At 68.7% G+C, this 20,549-nt stretch carries 20 protein-coding genes; 13 read left to right on the top strand and 7 right to left on the bottom strand.

All coding sequences use genetic code 11. From position 1 onward, the window contains the following. Positions 1-2 precede the first annotated feature (2 nt). A complete protein-coding gene (locus ACZ1DY_RS24255; protein ID WP_126737328.1) occupies positions 3-338 on the top strand; it encodes a sporulation protein in 336 nt (111 codons plus the stop codon). On the opposite strand, the gene ACZ1DY_RS24250 is transcribed toward ACZ1DY_RS24255, so the two are convergent. Further along, positions 277-957: a TetR/AcrR family transcriptional regulator gene (locus ACZ1DY_RS24250; protein ID WP_465480942.1), complete on the bottom strand. Its 681-nt coding sequence runs from the start codon at positions 955-957 to the stop codon at positions 277-279. The genes ACZ1DY_RS24255 and ACZ1DY_RS24250 overlap by 62 nt on opposite strands. A 74-nt stretch (positions 958-1,031) precedes the next feature. Here ACZ1DY_RS24250 and ligD point away from each other — a divergent pair, with 74 nt between their 5' ends. Then, positions 1,032-1,970, top strand: a complete 939-nt coding sequence (gene ligD, locus ACZ1DY_RS24245; RefSeq protein ID WP_465480941.1) for a non-homologous end-joining DNA ligase — start codon at positions 1,032-1,034, stop codon at positions 1,968-1,970. A 278-nt stretch (positions 1,971-2,248) separates the two neighbouring features. Here the strand turns inward: ligD and ACZ1DY_RS24240 are convergent, their stop codons facing one another. Together ACZ1DY_RS24240 and ACZ1DY_RS24235 are read right to left on the bottom strand one after the other, a co-directional pair. Next, positions 2,249-4,633, bottom strand: a complete 2,385-nt coding sequence (locus tag ACZ1DY_RS24240) for an excinuclease ABC subunit UvrA (protein ID WP_257486282.1) — start codon at positions 4,631-4,633, stop codon at positions 2,249-2,251. A gap of 146 nt (positions 4,634-4,779) precedes the next feature. Next, complete coding sequence (locus ACZ1DY_RS24235; RefSeq protein ID WP_465480940.1) at positions 4,780-5,283, bottom strand: Lrp/AsnC family transcriptional regulator; 504 nt, start codon at positions 5,281-5,283, stop codon at positions 4,780-4,782. A 93-nt stretch (positions 5,284-5,376) separates the two neighbouring features. On the opposite strand from ACZ1DY_RS24235, the gene ACZ1DY_RS24230 reads away from it, so the two are divergent. The 7 genes from ACZ1DY_RS24230 to pspAB all read left to right on the top strand — a co-directional run bounded on the left by ACZ1DY_RS24230 (position 5,377) and on the right by pspAB (position 10,805). Continuing rightward, positions 5,377-6,561, top strand: a complete 1,185-nt coding sequence (locus ACZ1DY_RS24230; protein ID WP_465480939.1) for an MFS transporter — start codon at positions 5,377-5,379, stop codon at positions 6,559-6,561. 138 nt (positions 6,562-6,699) lie between these two features. Next, the gene (locus ACZ1DY_RS24225; protein WP_125683248.1) at positions 6,700-6,888 is read left to right on the top strand and encodes a hypothetical protein; all 189 of its coding nucleotides are present in this window, start codon (positions 6,700-6,702) and stop codon (positions 6,886-6,888) included. A 44-nt stretch (positions 6,889-6,932) separates the two neighbouring features. Continuing rightward, on the top strand, positions 6,933-8,075 hold the full coding sequence (locus ACZ1DY_RS24220) for a type III PLP-dependent enzyme (RefSeq protein WP_465480938.1): 1,143 nt from the start codon (positions 6,933-6,935) through the stop codon (positions 8,073-8,075). Beyond that, positions 8,065-8,436, top strand: coding sequence for an adenosylmethionine decarboxylase (gene speD / locus ACZ1DY_RS24215; protein ID WP_465480937.1), 372 nt, complete (start codon positions 8,065-8,067; stop codon positions 8,434-8,436). Before ACZ1DY_RS24220 ends, speD begins: the two co-directional genes overlap by 11 nt. Then, complete coding sequence (locus ACZ1DY_RS24210; protein ID WP_465480936.1) at positions 8,436-9,296, top strand: spermidine synthase; 861 nt, start codon at positions 8,436-8,438, stop codon at positions 9,294-9,296. The genes speD and ACZ1DY_RS24210 overlap by 1 nt, the downstream gene beginning before the upstream one ends. Positions 9,297-9,412: 116 nt before the next feature. Next, complete coding sequence (locus ACZ1DY_RS24205) at positions 9,413-10,099, top strand: GAF and ANTAR domain-containing protein (RefSeq protein ID WP_465480935.1); 687 nt, start codon at positions 9,413-9,415, stop codon at positions 10,097-10,099. 148 nt (positions 10,100-10,247) lie between these two features. Next, positions 10,248-10,805, top strand: coding sequence for a PspA-associated protein PspAB (pspAB, locus tag ACZ1DY_RS24200; RefSeq protein ID WP_465480934.1), 558 nt, complete (start codon positions 10,248-10,250; stop codon positions 10,803-10,805). Between the two features lie 14 nt (positions 10,806-10,819). On the opposite strand, the gene ACZ1DY_RS24195 is transcribed toward pspAB, so the two are convergent. Then, positions 10,820-11,089 carry a hypothetical protein gene (locus ACZ1DY_RS24195; RefSeq protein WP_465480933.1) on the bottom strand — a complete coding sequence of 90 codons (270 nt, stop codon included), beginning with the start codon at positions 11,087-11,089 and terminating at the stop codon, positions 10,820-10,822. A gap of 260 nt (positions 11,090-11,349) precedes the next feature. Here ACZ1DY_RS24195 and ACZ1DY_RS24190 point away from each other — a divergent pair, with 260 nt between their 5' ends. Genes ACZ1DY_RS24190 through ACZ1DY_RS24180 form a run of 3 tightly spaced genes read left to right on the top strand, consistent with a single transcriptional unit; the run spans position 11,350 to position 17,651 of the window. Continuing rightward, the gene (locus ACZ1DY_RS24190) at positions 11,350-12,024 is read left to right on the top strand and encodes a response regulator (RefSeq protein WP_257486291.1); all 675 of its coding nucleotides are present in this window, start codon (positions 11,350-11,352) and stop codon (positions 12,022-12,024) included. Between the two features lie 32 nt (positions 12,025-12,056). Beyond that, on the top strand, positions 12,057-13,127 hold the full coding sequence (locus ACZ1DY_RS24185; RefSeq protein WP_371878845.1) for a PAS domain-containing sensor histidine kinase: 1,071 nt from the start codon (positions 12,057-12,059) through the stop codon (positions 13,125-13,127). Between the two features lie 21 nt (positions 13,128-13,148). Continuing rightward, positions 13,149-17,651, top strand: coding sequence for a HAMP domain-containing protein (locus tag ACZ1DY_RS24180; RefSeq protein WP_465480932.1), 4,503 nt, complete (start codon positions 13,149-13,151; stop codon positions 17,649-17,651). Between the two features lie 8 nt (positions 17,652-17,659). Here the strand turns inward: ACZ1DY_RS24180 and ACZ1DY_RS24175 are convergent, their stop codons facing one another. Both ACZ1DY_RS24175 and ACZ1DY_RS24170 read right to left on the bottom strand, forming a co-directional pair. Continuing rightward, positions 17,660-18,064: a response regulator gene (locus ACZ1DY_RS24175; protein WP_257486294.1), complete on the bottom strand. Its 405-nt coding sequence runs from the start codon at positions 18,062-18,064 to the stop codon at positions 17,660-17,662. Positions 18,065-18,135: 71 nt separating this feature from the next. After that, positions 18,136-18,441: an ANTAR domain-containing protein gene (locus tag ACZ1DY_RS24170; RefSeq protein ID WP_126737337.1), complete on the bottom strand. Its 306-nt coding sequence runs from the start codon at positions 18,439-18,441 to the stop codon at positions 18,136-18,138. Between the two features lie 189 nt (positions 18,442-18,630). Here ACZ1DY_RS24170 and ACZ1DY_RS24165 point away from each other — a divergent pair, with 189 nt between their 5' ends. Beyond that, positions 18,631-19,263, top strand: coding sequence for a response regulator transcription factor (locus ACZ1DY_RS24165; RefSeq protein WP_185927409.1), 633 nt, complete (start codon positions 18,631-18,633; stop codon positions 19,261-19,263). A gap of 194 nt (positions 19,264-19,457) precedes the next feature. Here the strand turns inward: ACZ1DY_RS24165 and ACZ1DY_RS24160 are convergent, their stop codons facing one another. Next, positions 19,458-20,405: an Acg family FMN-binding oxidoreductase gene (locus ACZ1DY_RS24160; protein WP_465480931.1), complete on the bottom strand. Its 948-nt coding sequence runs from the start codon at positions 20,403-20,405 to the stop codon at positions 19,458-19,460. Between the last annotated feature and the right edge of the window lie 144 nt (positions 20,406-20,549).

Genomic DNA, 20,549 nt, shown 5'->3' with positions numbered 1-20,549 from the left:
CGATGGGACTCGAAAAGGTCGTCGGCGTCATGCGTGACAACCTCACCGTCCGGCGCGTCTACGGCGAGCCCGTCGAGAAGGACGGCGTCGTGGTCATCCCGGCCGCGAGCGTGATCGGCGGCGGAGGTGGCGGCCACGGCGCCGAGCAGGACAAGGAAGGCGAGGGTGGCGGTTTCATCCTCGCCGCGCGGCCTGTCGGCGCGTACGTCCTCAAAGGCGGCGAGGTGCGCTGGGTCCCGGCCGTGGACTTGACCTTCCTCGGCGCGGTGTTCGCGGTCATGGTCGCCGCGATCCACCGGCGCCGGTCATCCCGGCGAGGATCAGCTCGATCCCGGTGAGGAACTGCGCCCGGTCGTCGTGCTCGCGGGCCTCGGCGGCGACGGCCCGGAGGAAGGGGAACTCGCCGGGATCGAGCTCTTCCCAGGCGTTCGCCGCCGCGTCGAGGAATTCGGCGCGGTCCACCCCGGACCCGGCCACCTGGGAGTTCGCCGCGTTCTGGCCTGCGGCGCCGAAGATGTAGTGCACCAGTGCCGAGGTCGCCGTGAACCAGGTGGTTTCGGGGATGCCCAGCGCGCTGACCCGCTGTCCGATGCCTTCGAAGATGCGCGGGGTCACCGAGCCACGAGGGCTACGGGAAAGCTGGAGGGCGAGCTGCGGGGAAAGCCACGGGTGCCGCTCGATCGCTTCGAACAGACCGAGCCCGATGGCCCGGATCTCGTCCTCCGGTGAGCCGCCTGCCCCGACGCTCAGCGCGGTGGCGATGACGGACCCGGTCGCGGCGTCCAGCAGCGCGCCCTTGTTCGGCACGTGCCAGTAGATCGCGCCGGGGCCGGTGGCGAGGCGTTCGGTCAGCGTCTTGAAGGTCAGCCCGCGCTCGCCCGCCGCGTCGAGTATTTCGACGGCGGCCTCGACGATGCGCTCGCGGGACAGTGCCTCCGCGCGTGTCCGTGGTGCCATGCCGGTCATCCTGGCAGAGCGAGGATCGCCGTCGAGCGGACGCGGACCGGCGGCTTTCGGGCTAGTTTCCCTGTATGGCGAAAAGCTCGGCGGTGGAGATCGAGGTCGGCGACCGGACGGTGCGCGTCTCGAACCCGGATCGCGTCTACTTCCCGGCACGGGGCGAGACCAAGCTCGACCTCGTGCGGTACTACCTCGCCGTCGGCGACGGGATCGTGCGGGCGCTGCGGGAACGGCCGTGCATGCTGCACCGGTTCCCGTCCGGGGTTTCGGGGGAGAAGGTCCATCAGAAGCGGGTGCCGAACGGCGCTCCCGACTGGTTGCAGACCGTCCGCGTCGACTTCCCCTCCGGTAGGCACGCCTACGAACTGTGCGTCACCCATCCCGCGGACGTGATCTGGGCGGTGCAGATGTCGACCGTCGAGTTCCACCCGTGGAACTCCCGCCGCGCCGACACCGAACGCCCCGACGAATGGCGGATCGACCTCGACCCGATGCCCGACTGCCCGTTCTCCACCGTGCGGAAGGTCGCCCACACGGTCCACGAGATCCTCGACGAGCTCGGGATCACCGGCTGGCCGAAGACCTCCGGCGGGCATGGCCTGCACGTCTACGTCCGGATCGAGCCACGCTGGGGTTTCCAGGAGGTCCGCCGGGCGGCGCTGGCCTTCGCGCACGAGGTCGAGCGCCGGATGCCCGACGAGGTCACCACCACCTGGTGGCGCAAGGACCGCGACCCATCGAAGCTGTTCGTGGACTACAACCAGAACGCCCGCGACCACACCATCGCGAGCGCGTACTCGGTTCGGGGCGTGCCCGAAGCCGTCGTTTCGACGCCGATCCGGTGGGACGAGATCGACGACGTCGAACCGCGTGAGTTCACCATCGCCACCGTGCCCGCACGCTTCGCCGAACTCGGGGACCTGCACGCGGGCATCGACGACACCGCTTACTCGCTCGACACCCTGCTCGAGTGGGCGGACCGCGAAGGCCTCGACACCGACGGCGAGTGACCTCCCCGGAGGCGGCACCGCGAAGGGCGAACGAGTAAGCGACCCGCATTCAGAGGACTAAAATGCGGTTCGGGTGGGGCCAGTGAGGGGTTGCGAAAGCCACTTTCGCAACGTGCCCTGCCGCCGCCTCCCGTGGAGCCCGCCCCCTCCTCGGCGCCGGCTTCGGCTGTCGCGAAAGCCACTTTCGGGACACCAGATGTCCCGAAAGTGGCTTTCGCGACGCGTGCGAACCCGCGCCCTCTCCGCATTCAGAGGACTAAAGGCGGAGAGGGGGAGGGTCACTTGCCGACGTAGGCCGCCAGGTGTTCGCCGGTGAGCGTCGAAGCGCTCGCGACGAGGTCGGACGGCGTGCCCTCGAAGACGATCTTGCCGCCGTCGTGGCCGGCGCCGGGGCCGAGGTCGATGATCCAGTCGGCGTGCGCCATGACCGCCTGGTGGTGCTCGATCACGATCACGGACTTGCCCGCGTCGACGAGCCGGTCCAGCAGGCCCAGCAGGTTCTCGACGTCGGCGAGGTGCAGACCGGTGGTCGGCTCGTCGAGGACGTAGACGCCGCCCTTGTCACCCATATGCGTCGCGAGCTTCAGCCGCTGCCGTTCACCACCGGAAAGCGTGGTGAGCGGCTGGCCGAGGCTGAGGTAGCCGAGCCCGACGTCGTCGAGCCTGCTGAGGATGGCGTGCGCGGCCGGGATACGCCCGTCGCCCTCGCCGAAGAACTTCACGGCCTCCGACACCGGCATTTCGAGCGCTTCGCTGATGTTCTTGCCGCCGAAGGTGTACTCCAGCACCGACGCCTGGAACCGCTTGCCGTCGCATTCCTCGCAGGTCGTCGCGGTACCCGCCATGATGCCGAGGTCGGTGTAGATGACGCCCGCGCCGTTGCAGTTCGGGCAGGCGCCCTCCGAGTTGGCGCTGAACAGCGCAGGCTTCACCCCGTTGGCCTTGGCGAAGGCCTTGCGGATCGGTTCGAGCAGCCCGGTGTAGGTCGCCGGGTTGCTCCGCCGCGAGCCGCGGATGGGGGTCTGGTCGACCGAGACCACGCCCTCGGAGGCGGGGATCGAACCGTGGATCAGCGAACTCTTGCCGGAACCGGCGACACCGGTGACCACGCAGAGGACGCCGAGCGGAACGTCGACGTCCACGTTCCGGAGGTTGTGACGGTCCGCGCCGCGGATCTCCAGTTTGCCGGTCGGCGTGCGGACGCTGTCCTTGAGCGACGCCCGGTCGTCGAGGTGCCTGCCGGTGATGGTGTCGCTGGCACGCAGACCTTCGACGGTGCCCTCGAAGCAGATCGTCCCGCCCGCGGTACCCGCGCCGGGCCCGAGGTCGACGACGTGGTCGGCGATGGCGATGGTCTCCGGCTTGTGCTCGACGACCAGCACCGTGTTGCCCTTGTCCCGCAACTGCTGGAGCAGGTTGTTCATCCGCTGGATGTCGTGCGGGTGCAGCCCGATGGTGGGCTCGTCGAAGACGTAGGTGACGTCGGTGAGCGAAGAGCCCAGGTGCCGGATCATCTTCGTGCGCTGCGCCTCGCCGCCCGAAAGCGTGCCGGACGGCCGGTCGAGGGAGAGGTAGCCGAGACCGATGTCGACGAAGGAGTCGAGCGTGTGCTGGAGCTTCTCGAGCAGCGGCGCGACCGACGGCTCCTTGAGCCCGCGGACCCAGTCGGCGAGGTCGCTGATCTGCATCTTGCAGGCATCGGCGATGTTGATCCGCTTGATCTTCGACGAACGCGCGAGCTCGCTGAGCCTGCTCCCGTCGCATTCGGGGCAGGTGGCGAAGGTGACCGCCCGGTCGACGAACGCGCGGATATGCGGCTGCATCGCCTCGCGGTCCTTGGACAGGAACGACTTCTGGATCGTGGGGATCAATCCCGAGTAGGTCAGGTTGATGCCCTCGATCTTGAGCTTGACCGGCTCCTTGTAGAGCAGGTCGTTCAGCTGCCGCTTGGTGTACTTCTTGATCGGCTTGTCGGGGTCGAAGAAGCCGCAGCCGCGCAGGATGCGGCCGTACCAGCCGTCCATGGAGAAGCCGGGGATCGTCAGCGCGTGCTCGTTGAGGGACTTGGTGTCGTCGTACAGCGCGGTGAGGTCGATGTCGTTGACCTGCCCCCGGCCTTCGCAACGGGCGCACATACCGCCGGTGATGCTGAACTCGCGCCGTTCCTTCGTGGTCCGCCCGCCCTTCTCGACGGTCACCGCGCCCGCGCCGGAGATCGACGCGACGTTGAAGGAAAAGGCCTGCGGCGAGCCGATATGGGGCTTGCCGAGCCGGCTGAAGAGGATGCGCAGCATGGCGTGGGCGTCGGTGGCGGTGCCGACCGTGGAGCGCGGGTCGGAGCCCATCCGCTGCTGGTCGACGATGATCGCCGTGGTCAGGCCGTCGAGCACGTCGACCTCCGGCCGGGCCAGCGTCGGCATGAAGCCCTGGACGAAGGTGCTGTACGTCTCGTTGATCAGCCGCTGCGACTCGGCCGCGATCGTGTCGAAGACCAGGGAGCTCTTGCCCGAACCGGAAACCCCGGTGAACACTGTCAGCCGTCGCTTCGGCAGCTCGACGGCGACGTTCTTGAGGTTGTTCTCGCTCGCGCCCAGCACGCGGATCAGGTCGTGGCTGTCGGCGGGGTGCTGCTCGGGCGGCTGCGGCCGGGTGGTCTTGCGCATCTTCTCTCCATCCTCAGGGGGCCGCGTGCACTGTCCGTCAGCCTCACCGGGCTCGATCTAACCAGGTTCGAGCCGTTCGTCCTCGTCGATGGTCACGCTAGGTGAGTTCGGGGGCCGCCCGCTTCTCGATTCCTGATCGGTGACGTTCAGACGCTCCAGCCCTCGCTCTTCGTCGCCTTCAGGTAGTCCTCGACCGGCGGGCCGACCGGCCTGCCCTCGTACTGCGTCGACAGCACCACCGACGACCGGATCTCGCCGTGTTTGCCCAGCCGTTCGAAGAGCCCTTCGAGGTGTTCGAGCGACACGGCCCGCACCTTCAGCATGGTGCAGCGGTCGCCGCTGAGCCGGTGCAGCTCGACGACCTCGGGATAGTCCTCGGACTTGCTGGTGCGCAGCAGGCAGCTGCCGAGCGAGCAGCGCATCTCGACGAACGCCTGCAGGCCGTACCCGGCGCGGTTGGCGTCGACCTGGGCGCGATACCCGGTGATGACCCCCGCCTCCTCCAGCCGCCGGACCCGTTCGGCGACGGCGGGGGCGGAGAGGTTCACGCGGCGGCCGAGTTCCTTGAACGAGAGCCGCCCGTCGCCCTGGAGCGTTTCGAGGAGCCGCCAGTCGAGGTCGTCCAGCGCCCTTTCCGATCGTAAGGTCATACCGCCCGGATTCCTTCCATCATGCGCCTCGCACCCCCGCGAGGCCTTCGACAGCCTATTCGCCGCGGCGCCCGGAATCCTTAGGTTTGAAGCATGAAACCGATGTTGGCGCTCTTCATGGGCGTCGCCTGTCTCAGCACCGCGGTCGTCGGCCTGTCCACCACGGCGGCGCTGATCGTGGTCGAACACGCCGGCGCGGCGTGGAGCGGGCTGCCGAACGCCGTGCTGGTACTCGGTTCCGCGGCGGGTTCGCTGTGGTCGGGGGCACTGGCCGCCCGCTACGGCAGGCGGCTCGTCCTGGTGCTGATGTACGGCGCCGCGGTGCTGGGCGCGCTGATCTCGTTCGCCGGCGTACTCGGCGGATCCATGCTCGCGCTGGTGGCGGGGATGCCCTTGATCGGCTTCGGCAACAGCGGCGCGCAGCTGTCCCGGTACACCGCCGCCGACCTGTCGCCCGAGCACCGCAAGGGATTCGCACTGTCCACAATGGTCTGGGCGGGGACCGTCGGCGCGATCGCGGGGCCCGCACTGATCGCGCCTGCCGCGGCGAAGGCGGAAGCCGCGGATCTGCCCGCCCTGTCCGGCCCGATCGTGGCGGGCGCGATCGTCGTGGCCATCGCCGTGGTCGCCGTCGCCACCCTTCCGCGAGGGCTCGCCGCCCCGGCGGAGGGGGTGCCGAGGCGGGAGCGGATGTCCGTGCGGAACCCGGCGATCCTCGGGCCGCTCGTGGCGATGGTCGGCGCGCAGCTGGCCATGGTGGCGGTGATGACGATGACGCCGGTCCAGTTGCACCAGCACGGTCAGGGGCTCGACGTCGTCGGCTGGGTGCTGAGCGCCCATCTGGCCGGGATGTTCGCGCTGGCGCCGTTGTCCGGCTGGATCGCCGACCGCTGGGGCGGCCGCGCGACCATCTTCGGCGGGATCGGCACGCTCGCCGTCGCGGCGGTGACCGTCATCGCCGCTCCCGCTTCGCATCACGTGGGAATCCCGGTCGCGCTGTTCCTGCTGGGCTACGGCTGGAACCTGGTGTTCGTCGGCGGCAGCAGCCTGCTCAGCCGCGATCTCCCGCCCGCTCAGCGGACGAGGGCGCAGGGCACCGTCGACGCCTTCGTCTGGGGGACTTCGGCCGCCGCGAGCCTGCTCGCCGGGCAGCTCTTCGGCCTGGGCGGATACGTTCTGGTCGCGGTCGCGGGCGGGCTGTGCGCCCTCGCCCCGCTCGCGGTGATCGGCCGCCGGGCGCCCGCGCCGGAACCCGCCGAAAAAGCCGGGCTCCGCTGATCTGCGAAACCCGGGGCCTGCCGTCATACTGCTTCACTCCGACACGAACGAACCCGTGATGACGCAGATCACGTGGGTGACCGATTCGGAGGGTCCTAGGGTGAAAGCAGACAAGGTGCGGGAGATCGGGGGTGCACGATGAGCGAGTTCGCGGTGAATCTGCGGGACCGGGTACGGCAGGCGAGGGAAGACGTCCAGATCGCCAAACAGGCCTCGGACGAGGACAGGGCTTCGGCCGTCGGCGCCGATCTGGCCAACCTGGAGCGACTGGCCGCCGAACACGGTGTGGAACTGCCGGAGCAATCCTCTGGTGACGTCCGGGCGTGACCCCGGGTTTCGAGCCGGTGATCGGCCTTTGACACCCTGGGCTGGTGACCGCAAGCCTGAACCGGATCCGCGCCTTCCTGGCGGACCGTGAGCCGCCGACACCGTGCCTGGTCGTCGACACCGACCTGGTCGCGGAGCGTGCGGCCGCGGTCTCGGCGGCGTTCCCGGACGCGCTGATCCGTTACGCGGTCAAGGCCAATCCGGCTCCCGAGGTCCTCGACGCGGTCGCGTCGACCGGCGCCGGCTTCGACGTGGCGGGCACGGCGGAGATCGAGCTGTGCCTGTCCCGTGGCGCGCGGGCGGCGGACCTGGCCTACGGCAACACGATCAAGAAACCGGCGGACATCGCCTTCGCCTACGCACGCGGGGTCCGTGAATTCACCACGGATTCCGCTGGTGATCTGGCGAACCTGGCCCGGCAGGCGCCCGGTTCGCTGGTCTCGATCCGTCTCCTGACCGGCGGCCCGGACTCGGTCACGCCGTTCGGTCACAAGTTCGGCTGCGAGCCCGCGGTTGCCGCCGACCTGCTCCGCCAGGTCGTGGAAGCCGGCCTGCGGCCGGGAATCGCGTTCCACGTCGGCTCGCAGCAGCCGGATCCGGCCGCCTGGGAGATCGGGATCGCGACCGCGGCCAAGGTCGCCGCCGACGCCGGAGTCGCGCTGGAGCGGCTCAACATCGGCGGCGGGTTCGCCACCGAACACCGGGAGCCCGTGCCGTCGCTGACGGACTACGCCGCGGTGATCCACGAAGCCCGCCGCGAGCATCTGCCGGGGCCGGAGTTGCTGCTGGAGCCCGGTCGCGTGATCGCCGGCGACGCCGGGCTCATCAGGACCGAGGTCGTCCTGGTCACGACCCGCGCCGCCGCCGACGAACGCCGCTGGGTCTATCTCGACGTCGGCAGGTACAACGGAATGGCGGAGTGCGAGAACGAAGCCGTCGCGTATCGGCTGGAGGCCGTCGGCGTCAAGGGACCGCAAGGACCTGTGGTCCTCGCCGGGCCGACCTGCGATGGTGACGACGTGCTCTACCAGCGGACGCCGTGCGCCCTGCCGCTGTCGTTGAAGGCGGGTGACCGGCTGGACATCCCGGGCACCGGTGCGTACACCGCCAGCTATTCGTCCGTCGCGTTCAACGGAATCGAGCCGTTGCGTACTTATTGTGTGGGGAGGTTCGCCGATGCCGGGTGAAGTACCACTCGTCGGCCGGTTCGCCGGCCGCCACGTACTCGCGGAGTTCGAGGGGATCGAGCCGTCGTTGCTCGACGACGCCCTGCTCCTCAAGAAGACACTCGCCGAAGCGGTGACCGAGGCGGGGGCGACGGTCTGCGAGGTCGTGTCGCATTCCTTCGCCCCGCAAGGGGTCACCGTGCTCGCGCTGCTGGCGGAATCGCACGCGTCGGTGCACACCTATCCGGAGATCGGCTCGGTGTTCGTGGACGTGTTCACCTGCGGGGACCGGGCGGATCCGGAACGCGCGGTCGCACTGCTGGCGAAGCTGCTCGGCGCCGGGACCGTCCGGATGTCCACCGTGGAACGAGGAGAGAAGTGATGGCGCAGCGAGTGATCGTCGAGCCGATGGGCGCGGGGCTCACCCGGAACTGGGACGTCGAGGAGGTCCTGTTCGAGGGCCGCACCGCGTTCCAGAACGTCCTCATCGGACGGACCGCGCAGGGGATCTCCCTGTTCTGCGACGACGAACGGCAGAGCACCGAGCTGAGCCAGCTCGTCTACCACGAGGCGCTGATGGTCCCGTCGCTGCTGCTCGCCGAGCGCGTCGAGCGAGTGCTGATCATCGGCTCCAGCGAAGGGGTCGCTTCCGAGCTCGCGGTCGCCGCGGGCGCCGAGGTGGTCGACCACGTCGACATCGACGCCGAAGCGGTGCGGGCGTGCGCCGAGCACCTTCCCTACGGCTACACGCTCGACGATCTGGCCCGGGCCGAGCGCGGAGACGGGAAGATCCGGATCCATTACCGCGACGGCTGGGAATTCCTCGCCGAGGCGCGTGAACGCGGGGGCTCCTACGACGTGGTCGTGATCGACCTGCCGGACGAGAACGACGATCCGGAGGCGCAGCACAACCGGTTGTACGGTACCGATTTCCTGGCCCGGTGCACGGAACTGCTCACCGACGGTGGAGTGGTCGGGTGTCAGGCAGGCTGCCCGACGCTTTGGCGCAACCAGACGCTGATCTCGTCGTGGCGCCGGTTCACCGAGTCGTTCGGGACCGTTCTCTACTACGGTTCGGACGAGCACGAGTGGGCGTTCCTGACCGGCAGGGTGGACGCTCTCGAAGATCCCGGCTCGTTCGTCGCAAAAAGGATCGGCAAGGCGGGAATCGGGGAGTCCACAATGGACGAGGACGCGTTGAGGGCGAACACCGTCCCGCCGTTTTCGTTGCGGCGGAACTGAGAACCTTCGCCGTTATCCCGCCGAGATCAACGGCCGTCGCCGTGCGTGACACCGTCGGTACAGGATCCTCCATCTGGTCGTTGCCGCTGGTCGCGGTGGGGGCCAGAATCGCTCGGGTGAGCAGCTGGCGAGCGGACCGGGAACCCGCGGTCTGTGCCGCCTTCGCGAGTTTGACCGCGAGTGTCGCGGAAGACCTCGGGCCGGATCGGGTGGTGGACACCTTGTCCAGCGAATGTGTCCGGCTGCTTCCGATCGCTTCCACGGAGATCTTCCTGCCGGGCCTGGAGCTCGGACGTCATCCCGCGGTGGTGGAGGAAGGGCCCGCGCGCGAGTCGTTCGAAACCGGGAACGACATCGCCGTCCACGACCTCTCCGCGGAGGTTTCGCGCTGGCCGGGTTATGCCGCCAAAATGGCGAGAAAGGGTTATGCCGCGGTTTCCGCGCTGCCGTTGCGCACGGTGGACGAAACCGTCGGTGCGATCGCCTTCTTCAGTGCCGAAACCGTGGTGCTGAGCGTCGAAGACCGCCGTCTTGGCCGGGCACTCGCCGACGTCGCGACGTCGTGTCTCCTGCAGCAGCGGGAACTGCGGCACTATCGGAAGCTGTCGGAGCAGTTGCAGACCGCGCTCCACAGCCGGGTCGTCATCGAACAGGCGAAAGGCATGCTCGCCGAACGCGGCGGTGTCGACGTCGGCACCGCCTTCCAACGCTTGCGTTCCGTCGCCCGCGGCACGAACAGGAAGCTGTCGGAGCTCGCGCGCGGCGTCGTCGACGGCACGCTGGACGCCGGGGAACTTGGGTGAGGACTGCCGGGAACGGCGGCCGAAACGCTGGTAGGGCCGTTGGTCACCGGAACCGGGGACTTGTCCCGGGCGACGCGCGACCCTGCGGCCCTAGGGGGCGAGGCCGGCATCGGAGAGGCTTCACGCATCGGAAGGGTGCGGTGAGGTCATGGCGTTGCTGGGAAGTCTGCGCGGGCGGGGCCGGTCGGTGCGGCCGAGCCTGCTTCCGTTGCTGGAGCTGAGGTCCGCGGCGTTGGCGCTGCGGTCCGGGTACGGGCTGGCGCCCACCGGATCGGGGACGGTCTGCTTCGTCGCGGAAGGCCGTCCGGGCCGGGGGACGGATGCGGAGATCGTCGCCGGGCTCGCCGGGGATTCCGTCCGCCGCAACGTGGTCGATCACGACGCGCTCGGGCGGACGATCGTGCGCTGCTGGCGGGAGAACGGGGATCTCGGCTGGCTGCTCGACGATCTCGCCGACGTCAACGAGCGGTTGGCGCAGGCCGGGTTCGCGTCCTGGTTGCTGCACACGACGGTGGACTTCGCCGAGCTGGGGGACATGCGTCATCCGAAGCTGACCATGGTCTATCGCCGGGAGCGCGGCACCTTCTACCCGTACGCGCGCCGCGGACCCCGTGGCCGGGACAGGGCGCTGGAACTGAAGATCCGCTCGTCGCTGACGCGGATCGTGCCGATGGAGTCCGACATCGGCCGGTGGCGCCCGGTGTGACCGTCGCCCGCCGGTCAGCCAGGGGCGCCGCTGAGCCAGCCGCGCAGTCGCTGGACACGGCGGTCTCGCGGGCTCCATCCCGGCAGACGTCGCCGCGACCGCGTGGCCAGTGCCGCGCCGTCGAAATGCCGGATGGCGGTGAGGACGTCGTCGAGCAGCGAAGCGTGCGTCTCGGGTTTCGCCACGACCCTCGGCGGCCGCCCGGGTTCGGCGGCGACCCGCGCTAGGCGTCTGGCGGCGTGGGTGCCGGAACGGCGGTGGGTCTCGCAGATTCTCGTGGTCACGTCACCGCCGCCCTTCCCCGCGCTCTCGTCACGTACGACGATGGGCCACGGAGGGCCGTTCCGGTCAGCGCCGAAGGTTGTGCCATCGAGGGCACAAAGACCCCACTCGGTCGCCAGGCGGGTACGGCGGGTCACGGGTTGGCCTCGAAACCGCGGCAGGGCCGGAGCCGGTGGGACAATGCGCCGGTCGCCGGCGGGATCGATTTCCGGGAATCCGCCGGACAATGGTCCGGCGAGACGACGATCGACGGAGAAGGTGCATGCCGAACCCGAACTCCCCGCGGCCCGTGCCCCCGGCCCCGATCCGGGTGCTGCTCGTCGAGGACCACAAGATGGTGGCCGAAGCGCTGGGCGCGGCCTTCGAGGAATTCCCGGAGATCGACCTGGTGGCGTCGGTGGAGTCCTTGGCGCACGGGATGTCCGCGGCCGCGGAGCAGCTGCCCGACATCGTGCTGCTCGACCGGCGGCTGCCGGACGGCGACGGGATCGAGGCGATCGCCGGGTTCCGCGCGATCTCGCCGTCGAGCAGGGTGCTGGTGCTGACCGGCGACGCGAACAGCGCCATCGCCGCCAGGATCCTGGAGGTCGGCGGGGCCGGGCTGCTGCTGAAATCCGGTCTCCTCGACGAACTGGTCACGGCGATCCGGACCATCGCGGCTGGCGACGTGGTCATCGACCCCGAACTGCTCAGCGGTGCGCTGGCCATGCTGGCAGGCAGCCCTGGCAGGCTCGGGCCGGTACTGACCCTGAGGGAACGGCAGGTGCTCGGCCTGATCGCCGAAGGCGCGGGAACCGACCGGATAGCCGAAGAGCTGCGGCTGGCGCGGAATACCGTGCGGAATCATGTGCAGCGGATCCTGGTGAAGACCGGGACCCATTCGAAACTCGAAGCCGTGGCGCACGCGCGCAAGAATGGCCTCCTCGAACGGCCGTAGCGGGGAGCCGTATCCGAGTGCCAAGCTGCACTATGGCCATGCTGCCATCGGAACAGCCGTCCGATCACCGCAGCGCTGTGCTCTTCGAGTTGTTCATGCACAGCGTCGTCGACTACGCCATTTACCTGCTGGACGTCGAGGGCCGGGTGATCAGCTGGAATCCGGGGGCGGAGCGGATCAAGGGCTATTCCGAGGAGGAGATCCTCGGCCGTCATTTTTCCGTCTTCTACACCGAGAACGACGTCGCCGCCGGCAAACCCGCCGCGGAACTGCTGGTCGCGGCCGAGATGGGAAGTCACGAGGACGAGGGCTGGCGCGTCCGGCGCGGCGGCGAACGGTTCTGGGCCAACACCGTGATCACCGCCTTGCGGGACGAACAAGGCGACCTCGTCGGTTTCGGCAAAGTCACCCGTGATCTCACCGAACGCCGGAGAACACTGGAGGAAAGGACCGAACGCCGCCAGGCGTTCGCGCATTTGGTCCGGGCGCAGGAAACCGAACGTCGCCGTATCGCGTGGGATGTTCACGACGATTCCATTCAGTCGATGATCGCGGTGAGCATGCGGTTGCAGATGCTCGCCGCGCAACGTCGGGATCCCGCGCTGAAGCAACTCGACGAAGCGATTCAAGGGGCGATCCGGCGATTGCGGATCCTCGTCGCCCAATTGCGGCCGCCCGCGTTGAACGACGAGGATCTGATCGCTTCCGTCCGCGACTATCTCGACGAGGTCGTCGCGGGCTGGGGCCTCGAATGCACGCTGCGGCACGACCTCGCGGTCCGGCCGCCGCCCGATCTCGTCGTCACCGCCTTCCGGATCCTGCAGGAGGCGTTGGTGAACGTGCGCAAACACGCGAACGCCACCTCCGTCGTGGTCTCGCTGACCGGGCAGGACGGCGGCCTGCTGGTGACGGTCGCCGACGACGGCGACGGGATGAAACCGGACGGCGAGAGCGGGCACGAAACGTTGTCGGGCGAGCACATCGGCATGGCGTCGATGCGTGAACGTGCCGAAGCGGCGCAAGGCTGGTTCCGGATCTCCAGCAGACCCGGCGAAGGTACGTCGGTGACCTTCTGGATTCCGCTGGGCCCTCCCCGCGAGTAGCAGAACGAAGGAGGCATCCCGATGCCGGAACCGGGAAGCAAGCGTGGATCGAGAGAGACGGCCCGGGTCGGCGGGGCGATCGACGACCAGGGCCTGCAGCGCCTGCTGGAGGGGCTGAAAGCCGTCCGCGACGGTGACTTCAGCACCCGGCTGCCCCAGGTGGACGACGTCCTGATGGACGAGATGGCGCTCGTCTTCAACGGGATGGTCGATCAGCTGGCGCTGTTCACGTCCGAGGTCACGCGGGTCGCGCGCGAGGTGGGGACCGACGGGAAGCTCGGCGGCCAGGCGGCGGTGCCCTCGGTTTCGGGGACCTGGAAGGACCTCACCGATTCGGTGAACGCGATGGCGGGCAACCTCACCGGCCAGGTCCGCGACATCGCCGAGGTCGCGACGGCGGTGGCACAGGGTGATCTGTCCCAGAAGATCACCGTCGACGTCAAGGGCGAGATGCTCGAGTTGAAGAACACGATCAACACGATGGTGGATCAGTTGTCGTCGTTCGCGGACGAGGTCACGCGGGTGGCGCGTGAGGTCGGCAGCGAAGGGCGGCTCGGCGGGCAGGCCGAAGTCCCCGGGGTGGCGGGGACCTGGCGGGATCTGACGACGTCGGTGAATTTCATGGCGGGCAACCTGACCGATCAGGTGCGGTCGATCGCCGAGGTCACGACGGCGGTGGCGAAAGGCGATCTGTCGCAGAAGATCACCGTGGACGCCCGCGGCGAGATCCTGGAGTTGAAGAACACGATCAACACGATGGTGGATCAGTTGTCGTCGTTCGCGGACGAGGTCACGCGGGTGGCGCGTGAGGTCGGCACCGAGGGAGCGCTCGGCGGGCAGGCCCAGGTTCCCGGCGTCGCCGGCACTTGGCGGGATCTGACGACGTCGGTGAACTTCATGGCGGGCAACCTCACCGCGCAGGTCCGCTCCATCGCCCAGGTGGCCACGGCGGTGGCGAAGGGTGACCTGTCGCAGAAGATCACCGTGGACGCCCGCGGCGAGATCCTGGAGTTGAAGAACACGATCAACACGATGGTGGATCAGTTGTCGTCGTTCGCGGACGAGGTCACGCGGGTGGCGCGTGAGGTCGGTACCGAGGGGCGGCTGGGTGGTCAGGCGGACGTCAAGGGTGTGTCGGGGACGTGGAAGGGCCTGACCGAGTCGGTGAACGTCATGGCCGACAACCTGACCGATCAGGTGCGGTCGATCGCCGAGGTCACCACGGCGGTCGCGAAAGGCGACCTGTCGCAGAAGATCCGCGTCGACGCCCGCGGCGAGATCCTGGAACTCAAGGACACCATCAACACGATGGTCGGTCAGTTGTCGTCGTTCGCCGACGAGGTCACGCGGGTCGCCCGCGAAGTCGGCACGGAAGGCCGGCTGGGTGGTCAGGCGGACGTCAAGGGTGTGTCGGGGACATGGAAGGGCCTGACCGAGTCGGTCAATGTCATGGCCGACAACCTGACCGATCAGGTGCGGTCCATCGCCCAGGTCGCGACCGCGGTCGCCAGGGGCGATCTGTCGCAGAAGATCACCGTCGAGGCCAAGGGCGAGGTCGCCGCCCTCGCGCAGACGATCAACACCATGGTCGACACGCTGTCGGCATTCGCGGACGAGGTCACGCGGGTGGCGCGCGAGGTCGGCACCGAGGGCATCCTCGGCGGGCAGGCCAGGGTGCCGAACGTCGCCGGGACCTGGAAGGACCTCACCGACAACGTCAACTCGATGGCGAACAACCTCACCGGCCAGGTCCGCAACATCGCGCAGGTGACCACCGCGGTCGCGCAGGGCGACCTGTCCCGCAAGATCGACGTCGACGCGAGGGGCGAGATCCTGGAACTCAAGACCACCATCAACACGATGGTCGACCAGCTTTCGGCGTTCGCCGCGGAGGTCACCCGCGTCGCGCGAGAGGTCGGCAGTGAGGGGCGGCTGGGCGGCCAGGCCGAGGTCGAAGGCGTTTCTGGCACCTGGAAACGGCTGACGGAGAACGTCAACGAGCTGGCCGGGAACCTGACCCGGCAGGTCCGGGCGATCGCCGAGGTCACCAGCGCGGTGGCCACCGGCGACCTCACCCGGTCGATCTCCGTCGAGGCGCAGGGCGAGGTCGCGGAGCTGAAGGACAACATCAACGCGATGGTCCAGTCGCTGCGCGAGACCACGCGGGCGAACGAGGAACAGGACTGGCTCAACACCAACCTGGCGCGGATCTCCGGCCTGATGCAGGGGCACCGGGACCTGCGGGTGGTGGCCACGCTCATCATGAACGAGCTGACCCCGCTCGTCGGCGCCCAGCACGGGACGCTGTTCCTCACCGAATCCGGTGAACACGGCACCCGGCTGCGGCTGATCACCAGCTACGGGCACAGCGAGGATCCGGACACGCCCGCGGATTTCGCGATGGGGCAGTCGCTGATCGGCCAGGCCGCGCAGACCAAGAAACCGATCGTGGTCGACCGGACGCCGCCGGGTTTCGTGAAGATCTCGTCGAGCCTCGGCTCCGCCCCGCCGGTCACCCTGATCGTGTTGCCGATCGTCTTCGAGGACCAGGTGCTCGGCGTCATCGAACTGGCCTCGTTCGGCGAATTCACCGCCGTCCGCAAGGATTTCCTCGAACAACTGATGGAGACCATCGGGGTCAACGTCAACACGATCATCGCCAACGCGCGGACCGACTCCCTGCTGGAGGAGTCCCAGCGGCTCGCCGAGGAACTGCAGGCCCGCTCCGAGGAGCTTCAGGCGCAGCAGGCGAAGCTCCAGGTGTCCAACGCGGAACTGGAGGAGAAGGCCGAACTCCTCGCGCGGCAGAACCGCGACATCGAGGTGAAGAACTTCGAAATCGAGCAGGCACGTCAGGAAATCGAAGAACGCGCGCAGCAGCTCGCGCTGGCCTCGAAGTACAAGTCGGAGTTCCTGGCGAACATGTCGCACGAACTCCGCACCCCGTTGACCAGCCTGCTGATCCTCGCCGGGGTCCTCTCGCAGAACTCGACCCAGAACCTGACGCCCAAACAGGTCGAATTCGCCAAGGTGATCCAGTCCGCGGGCACCGACCTGCTGCAGCTGATCAACGACATCCTCGACCTGTCGAAGGTCGAGGCGGGCAAGATGGACATCCACCACGAGCCGTTCCCGCTGCGGCAGCTGCTCGACTACGTCGGCACGACGTTCCGGCCGCTGACCGCGGAGAAGGGGCTCGACTTCCAGGTCACCGTCGAACCCAACGTGCCGGAACTGCTCTTCACCGACGAACAGCGGCTCCGGCAGGTCCTGCGGAACCTGCTGTCGAACGCGGTCAAGTTCACCGAACGCGGCAGCGTCGAACTGCGGGTCAAACTGGTCGACACCGTCGTTTCGCCGTCGGGCGCGCTCCCGCACGAAGCGCTGGTGGCGTTCAGCGTCATCGACACCGGGATCGGGATCGCCGAGGAGAACCTCGAATCGATCTTCGGGGCCTTCCAGCAGGCCGACGGCACAACCAGCCGCAAATACGGCGGCACCGGGCTCGGCCTGTCGATCAGCCGAGAGGTCGCGTACCTGCTCGGCGGGGAGATCCGCGCGGACAGCGTGCTGGGGACGGGCAGCACGTTCACCCTCTACCTGCCGGTGGCCAGGTTCGCCACGCCCGCGAGCCTCGACGAGTCCACTGTGGACAACGCTGGCGCGGAACGGCGGGTGCTGGTCGTGGAGGGCGAGCAGAACAGCCTGCTGACCTTGCTCGCCCGCGGTGTCGCGGCCGACGTCGCGGACAGCCACGGCTCGGTCCAGGTCCGGGCGGTGGCCGATCCGGCGGAAGCGTTCGAGGAAGTGAAGCGGGAGAGCTACCGCTGCGTCGTCCTCGACACCAGCATCCCCGGGACGAGCGCGTTGAGCTTCCTCAAACGGCTCGCCGAGGGGCCGGACCCCGTCGAGGTCCCGGTGCTGGCGCACGCGACCCGCAAACTCAGCGCGGCGCAGGAGCGATTGCTGCACGGACACGCGAAAGTGCATCCGGTCGAGCTGCTGCCGTCGCTGGACATGCTGCGGGAACGCATCATGCTGCACATCTCGGCCAGCGAGCTCGAAGGCATCCTTCCGTTGATGCAGCAGCCCGAGGAGACGGTGCCGTCGTCGGACCGGCCGTCCGGCCTGCCCGCCGGACGGCCGCGGCTGCAGGGCCGCAAGGTGCTGCTCGTCGACGACGATCCCCGCAACGTGTACGCGATCTCGGGGATGCTCGAACTGCACGGACTGTCGGTCGTGCACGCGCCCAACGGCCGTAAGGGCATCGAGGAACTGCTGGCCGACGACGGCATCGACCTGATCCTGATGGACGTGATGATGCCCGAGATGGACGGCCACGCGACGACCGCCGCGATCCGCGCGATGCCGAAATTCGCCGGCCTGCCGATCATCACGGTGACCGCGAAGGCGATGGAGGGGGACCGGGAGAAGAGTCTCGCCGCCGGGGCGAGCGACTACGTCACCAAACCCGTGAACGCGGAGGAACTGCTGGCGTGCATGGAACGCTGGCTCGCGGATTGAGCGGCGGGCTACTCGGTCCCGTTGGCGCCGCTCGCGCAGACGCGGCGGATGGCCGCGACGATCTCCGTGTTGGGGCTGCCCTTCACGAGGTACTCGGTGACACCCGCGGACGCCATCTGGGCGATGGACCGGGTGTCGCTGTGCGCGGAGAACGCCATCAGCCGCGTATGGGGCACCCGCCGCCGGATCTCCCGCGCCATCCACGCGCCGCCTCCGCCGGGGATCCGCACGTCCAGCAGCGCGACCTCCGGGACCAGCAGCTCCGCGAGCGCGACCGCTTCACCGGCGTCGACCGCGACGGCGACCACCTCGATGTCCGGTTCGGAATCCAGGAGGGCCCGCAGGGCGTCCCCGATGACCGGGTTGTCGTCCGCGACGAGCACCCGGAGTCTGGGGGGCGGCGTTCGGTTCATCACCCGGTCCGAGCCCGCGCGGTCTGCGGCGCCGGTGGTGGTCGCGGGCCCCCCGCCGAACTTGGCGTGACTCAGCAGGAGATCCGGCGGTCGCCCTCGCTGGGCTGCTCGATGAGCGTCCTGGCGACGTCGTGGATCTTCATGTTGTTGTTGCGGCAGAACGAGCGCAGCAGTTCGAACGCCGCGTCGACGTCGATCTGGTACCGCTCGGCGAGGATCCCCTTCGCCTGTTCGATGGGAAGCCGGTGGTCGAGCGCGTACTGGAGCTGCTCGGCGCGGGCCCGGTAGAAGCGGATGCGGTCGCGCATGGCCACGAGGTCGTCGGCCGGGTCGGGAGATCCGGCCGATGGGGCCGTCGAAAGCGTGGTCTCGGACATGAGGTCGATCGTCGCAGCGGCCGGACTGCTCCGGAAGAAGAGAACGTCCTGACTCGAATGATGCAAATGGACCTGGTCCGGCCGGTGGCGGCCACTCGAACGGGCGCCGAACAGGGCCCTTTGGCCTGTCGCAGTGACCGGCCGTGCGCCGTACGCTCATATCCGAGGAGGGAAACCGTGGAGGTCGGAATGCTCCGGGTGTTTCTGGTCGACGATCACGAGGTGGTCCGTCGCGGGGTCGCGGACATGCTCGAGGAGGACGGCGACCTGTGCGTCGTCGGCCAGGCCGCCACGTTTTCCCAAGCGCTGGCGAGGATTCCGGCGTTGCGGCCGGATGTCGCCGTACTCGACGTGCGGCTGCCGGACGGCAACGGCGTCGAGCTCGCCCGCGAACTGCGCTCCAAGATGCCCGAGCTGAAATGCCTGATGCTCACGTCCTACACCGACGAGCAGGCGATGCTGGACGCGATCATGGCGGGCGCGAGCGGGTACGTCATCAAGGACATCCGGGGGATGGACCTGGTGGCGGCGGTCAAGGAGGTCGGCCTCGGCCGGTCGTTGCTGGACACGCGGGCCGCCGCGACGCTGATGGCGAAGTTCCGCGACGACGCGGTCAAGAAGGGGCCGCTCGCCGGGCTTTCCGACCAGGAACGCACCCTGCTGGAACTGATCGGCGAGGGACTGACCAACCGGCAGATCGCCGAGCGGATGTTCCTCGCGGAGAAGACCGTGAAGAACTACGTGTCCCGGCTGCTGACGAAACTGGGAATGCAGCGGCGGACCCAGGCGGCCGTGCTGGCCACGGAACTTCGGCGGCAGTAAGCCCACGTGCTCGGATGGACGACACGCGTGATTGAACGGACGACACGCGTGCTTGGCCGGACGACACAGCGCCCGGCCGGAGCCGGCCTCGTGCCGTCCGGCTGGACACACGTGTCGTCCGTCTGATCACGCGTGTCGTCCGTTCAAGCACGCGAGATCGCCGTTCGCGCGAGGTTGATGGCCGTGACCCTGACTCACGCGGAGATGAGCGTGTCGAGCAGCATGTCCTCCAGCGGGCGCCGCGGCGTCCACGGCAGCGGCGACCCGTAGCCGACCCGCAGCAGCACCTGCGGCCACACCCCGCAGCCGAGGAGCCGCCGGAGTTCGGCGCGTGCCCCGCGGACCATGATCGGCGGCGAGATGAACGACGCGTCCAGCCCCGCTGAGGTCGCGGTCAGCAGAACCCGTTGCAGCGCCTGGCCGGCTTGCAGCCGGTCGAGCCGTTCGTCGGTCAGCGATCCGATCACCACCACGAGCGGAAGTGGCGGCGTGCCGCTGTGGTCTTCGCCGAATTCGTCGAGGAGCCAGCTTTCGTCGACGGGGGAGCCCTCGGTGGCGTAAGACGGCACTCCGTCGCGAGTGCTCGCGGCCAGCCCGGTCCAGCGGCCGAGTTCGGCGAGGAACGCCGGGTCGGAGAGCTGCTCGCGCCGGGCGCGGGAGGTGAGGTCGTGCAGCAGACGGCACTGGTCCGCGTCGAGGCTCGACATCCACGCGTGTTCGAGCTCGGTCGCGTGGCGGAGCGCGGTGAGCGTGGGTTCCGGGACGGCGTTGGACAGGAAGGGCCGCCGGTTGGTCCGCCGTCGGGGGATCGCACGCGCGAGCCGGACGACCTTCGGATCCGGCGTGCGCTCGGCGAGCGGGCGGACGACGGCCAGCAGATCGGGATCGGCGCGGCTCGGCATCAGCGTCGTCGCCGGATGGAAGCCCAGTGCGTGAATCGCCGTCCGGAGGGTGAAGAGGGCCGCGCCGCACGAGAGAACGATTTCCCGGCCGTCGGGATCGGTGGCGGGCAGGAGCCGGCGCGGATCCGCGTGGACTTCGATTCCGGTGCCGGTGCACCGGAAGAGCCATGGCTGGGTGTTGTGCGTCGACGGGGCCAGCGTGGCCGACCGGAGCACGGAATTCACCTGTTCGGAGTTCAAGCGTCCGACCCTGGTGACTTGTATGGTCATGGTTTCCCCCGCCGCCGCGCCACGGGCAATAAGGTTGTCTCGTGAAACGGTCCCCGCCCGCGGTGCGGGGCCGAAAGAGGAGAAAGTCACCACGGCAGCGAGTCGTCCCGATCT

Source organism: Amycolatopsis sp. PSD-21, from assembly GCF_055561455.1.
The sequence above is the reverse complement of the archived record's forward strand: the minus strand, read 5'-3'. Positions and strand labels throughout refer to the sequence as shown.

Excerpts from the sequence above, each read along its gene's own strand:
- ACZ1DY_RS24210 (WP_465480936.1), top strand. The coding sequence starts at position 8,436 with ATGGCGCAGCGAGTGATCGTCGAGCCGATGGGCGCGGGGCTCACCCGG.
- ACZ1DY_RS24235 (WP_465480940.1), bottom strand. The coding sequence starts at position 5,283 with ATGACCTTACGATCGGAAAGGGCGCTGGACGACCTCGACTGGCGGCTC.
- ligD (WP_465480941.1), top strand. The coding sequence starts at position 1,032 with ATGGCGAAAAGCTCGGCGGTGGAGATCGAGGTCGGCGACCGGACGGTG.
- speD (WP_465480937.1), top strand. The coding sequence starts at position 8,065 with ATGCCGGGTGAAGTACCACTCGTCGGCCGGTTCGCCGGCCGCCACGTA.
- ACZ1DY_RS24185 (WP_371878845.1), top strand. The coding sequence starts at position 12,057 with ATGGCCATGCTGCCATCGGAACAGCCGTCCGATCACCGCAGCGCTGTG.
- ACZ1DY_RS24230 (WP_465480939.1), top strand. The coding sequence starts at position 5,377 with ATGAAACCGATGTTGGCGCTCTTCATGGGCGTCGCCTGTCTCAGCACC.
- ACZ1DY_RS24165 (WP_185927409.1), top strand. The coding sequence starts at position 18,631 with ATGCTCCGGGTGTTTCTGGTCGACGATCACGAGGTGGTCCGTCGCGGG.
- ACZ1DY_RS24255 (WP_126737328.1), top strand. The coding sequence starts at position 3 with ATGGGACTCGAAAAGGTCGTCGGCGTCATGCGTGACAACCTCACCGTC.
- pspAB (WP_465480934.1), top strand. The coding sequence starts at position 10,248 with ATGGCGTTGCTGGGAAGTCTGCGCGGGCGGGGCCGGTCGGTGCGGCCG.
- ACZ1DY_RS24190 (WP_257486291.1), top strand. The coding sequence starts at position 11,350 with ATGCCGAACCCGAACTCCCCGCGGCCCGTGCCCCCGGCCCCGATCCGG.
- ACZ1DY_RS24240 (WP_257486282.1), bottom strand. The coding sequence starts at position 4,633 with ATGCGCAAGACCACCCGGCCGCAGCCGCCCGAGCAGCACCCCGCCGAC.
- ACZ1DY_RS24175 (WP_257486294.1), bottom strand. The coding sequence starts at position 18,064 with ATGAACCGAACGCCGCCCCCCAGACTCCGGGTGCTCGTCGCGGACGAC.
- ACZ1DY_RS24170 (WP_126737337.1), bottom strand. The coding sequence starts at position 18,441 with ATGTCCGAGACCACGCTTTCGACGGCCCCATCGGCCGGATCTCCCGAC.
- ACZ1DY_RS24180 (WP_465480932.1), top strand. The coding sequence starts at position 13,149 with ATGCCGGAACCGGGAAGCAAGCGTGGATCGAGAGAGACGGCCCGGGTC.
- ACZ1DY_RS24250 (WP_465480942.1), bottom strand. The coding sequence starts at position 957 with ATGGCACCACGGACACGCGCGGAGGCACTGTCCCGCGAGCGCATCGTC.
- ACZ1DY_RS24225 (WP_125683248.1), top strand. The coding sequence starts at position 6,700 with ATGAGCGAGTTCGCGGTGAATCTGCGGGACCGGGTACGGCAGGCGAGG.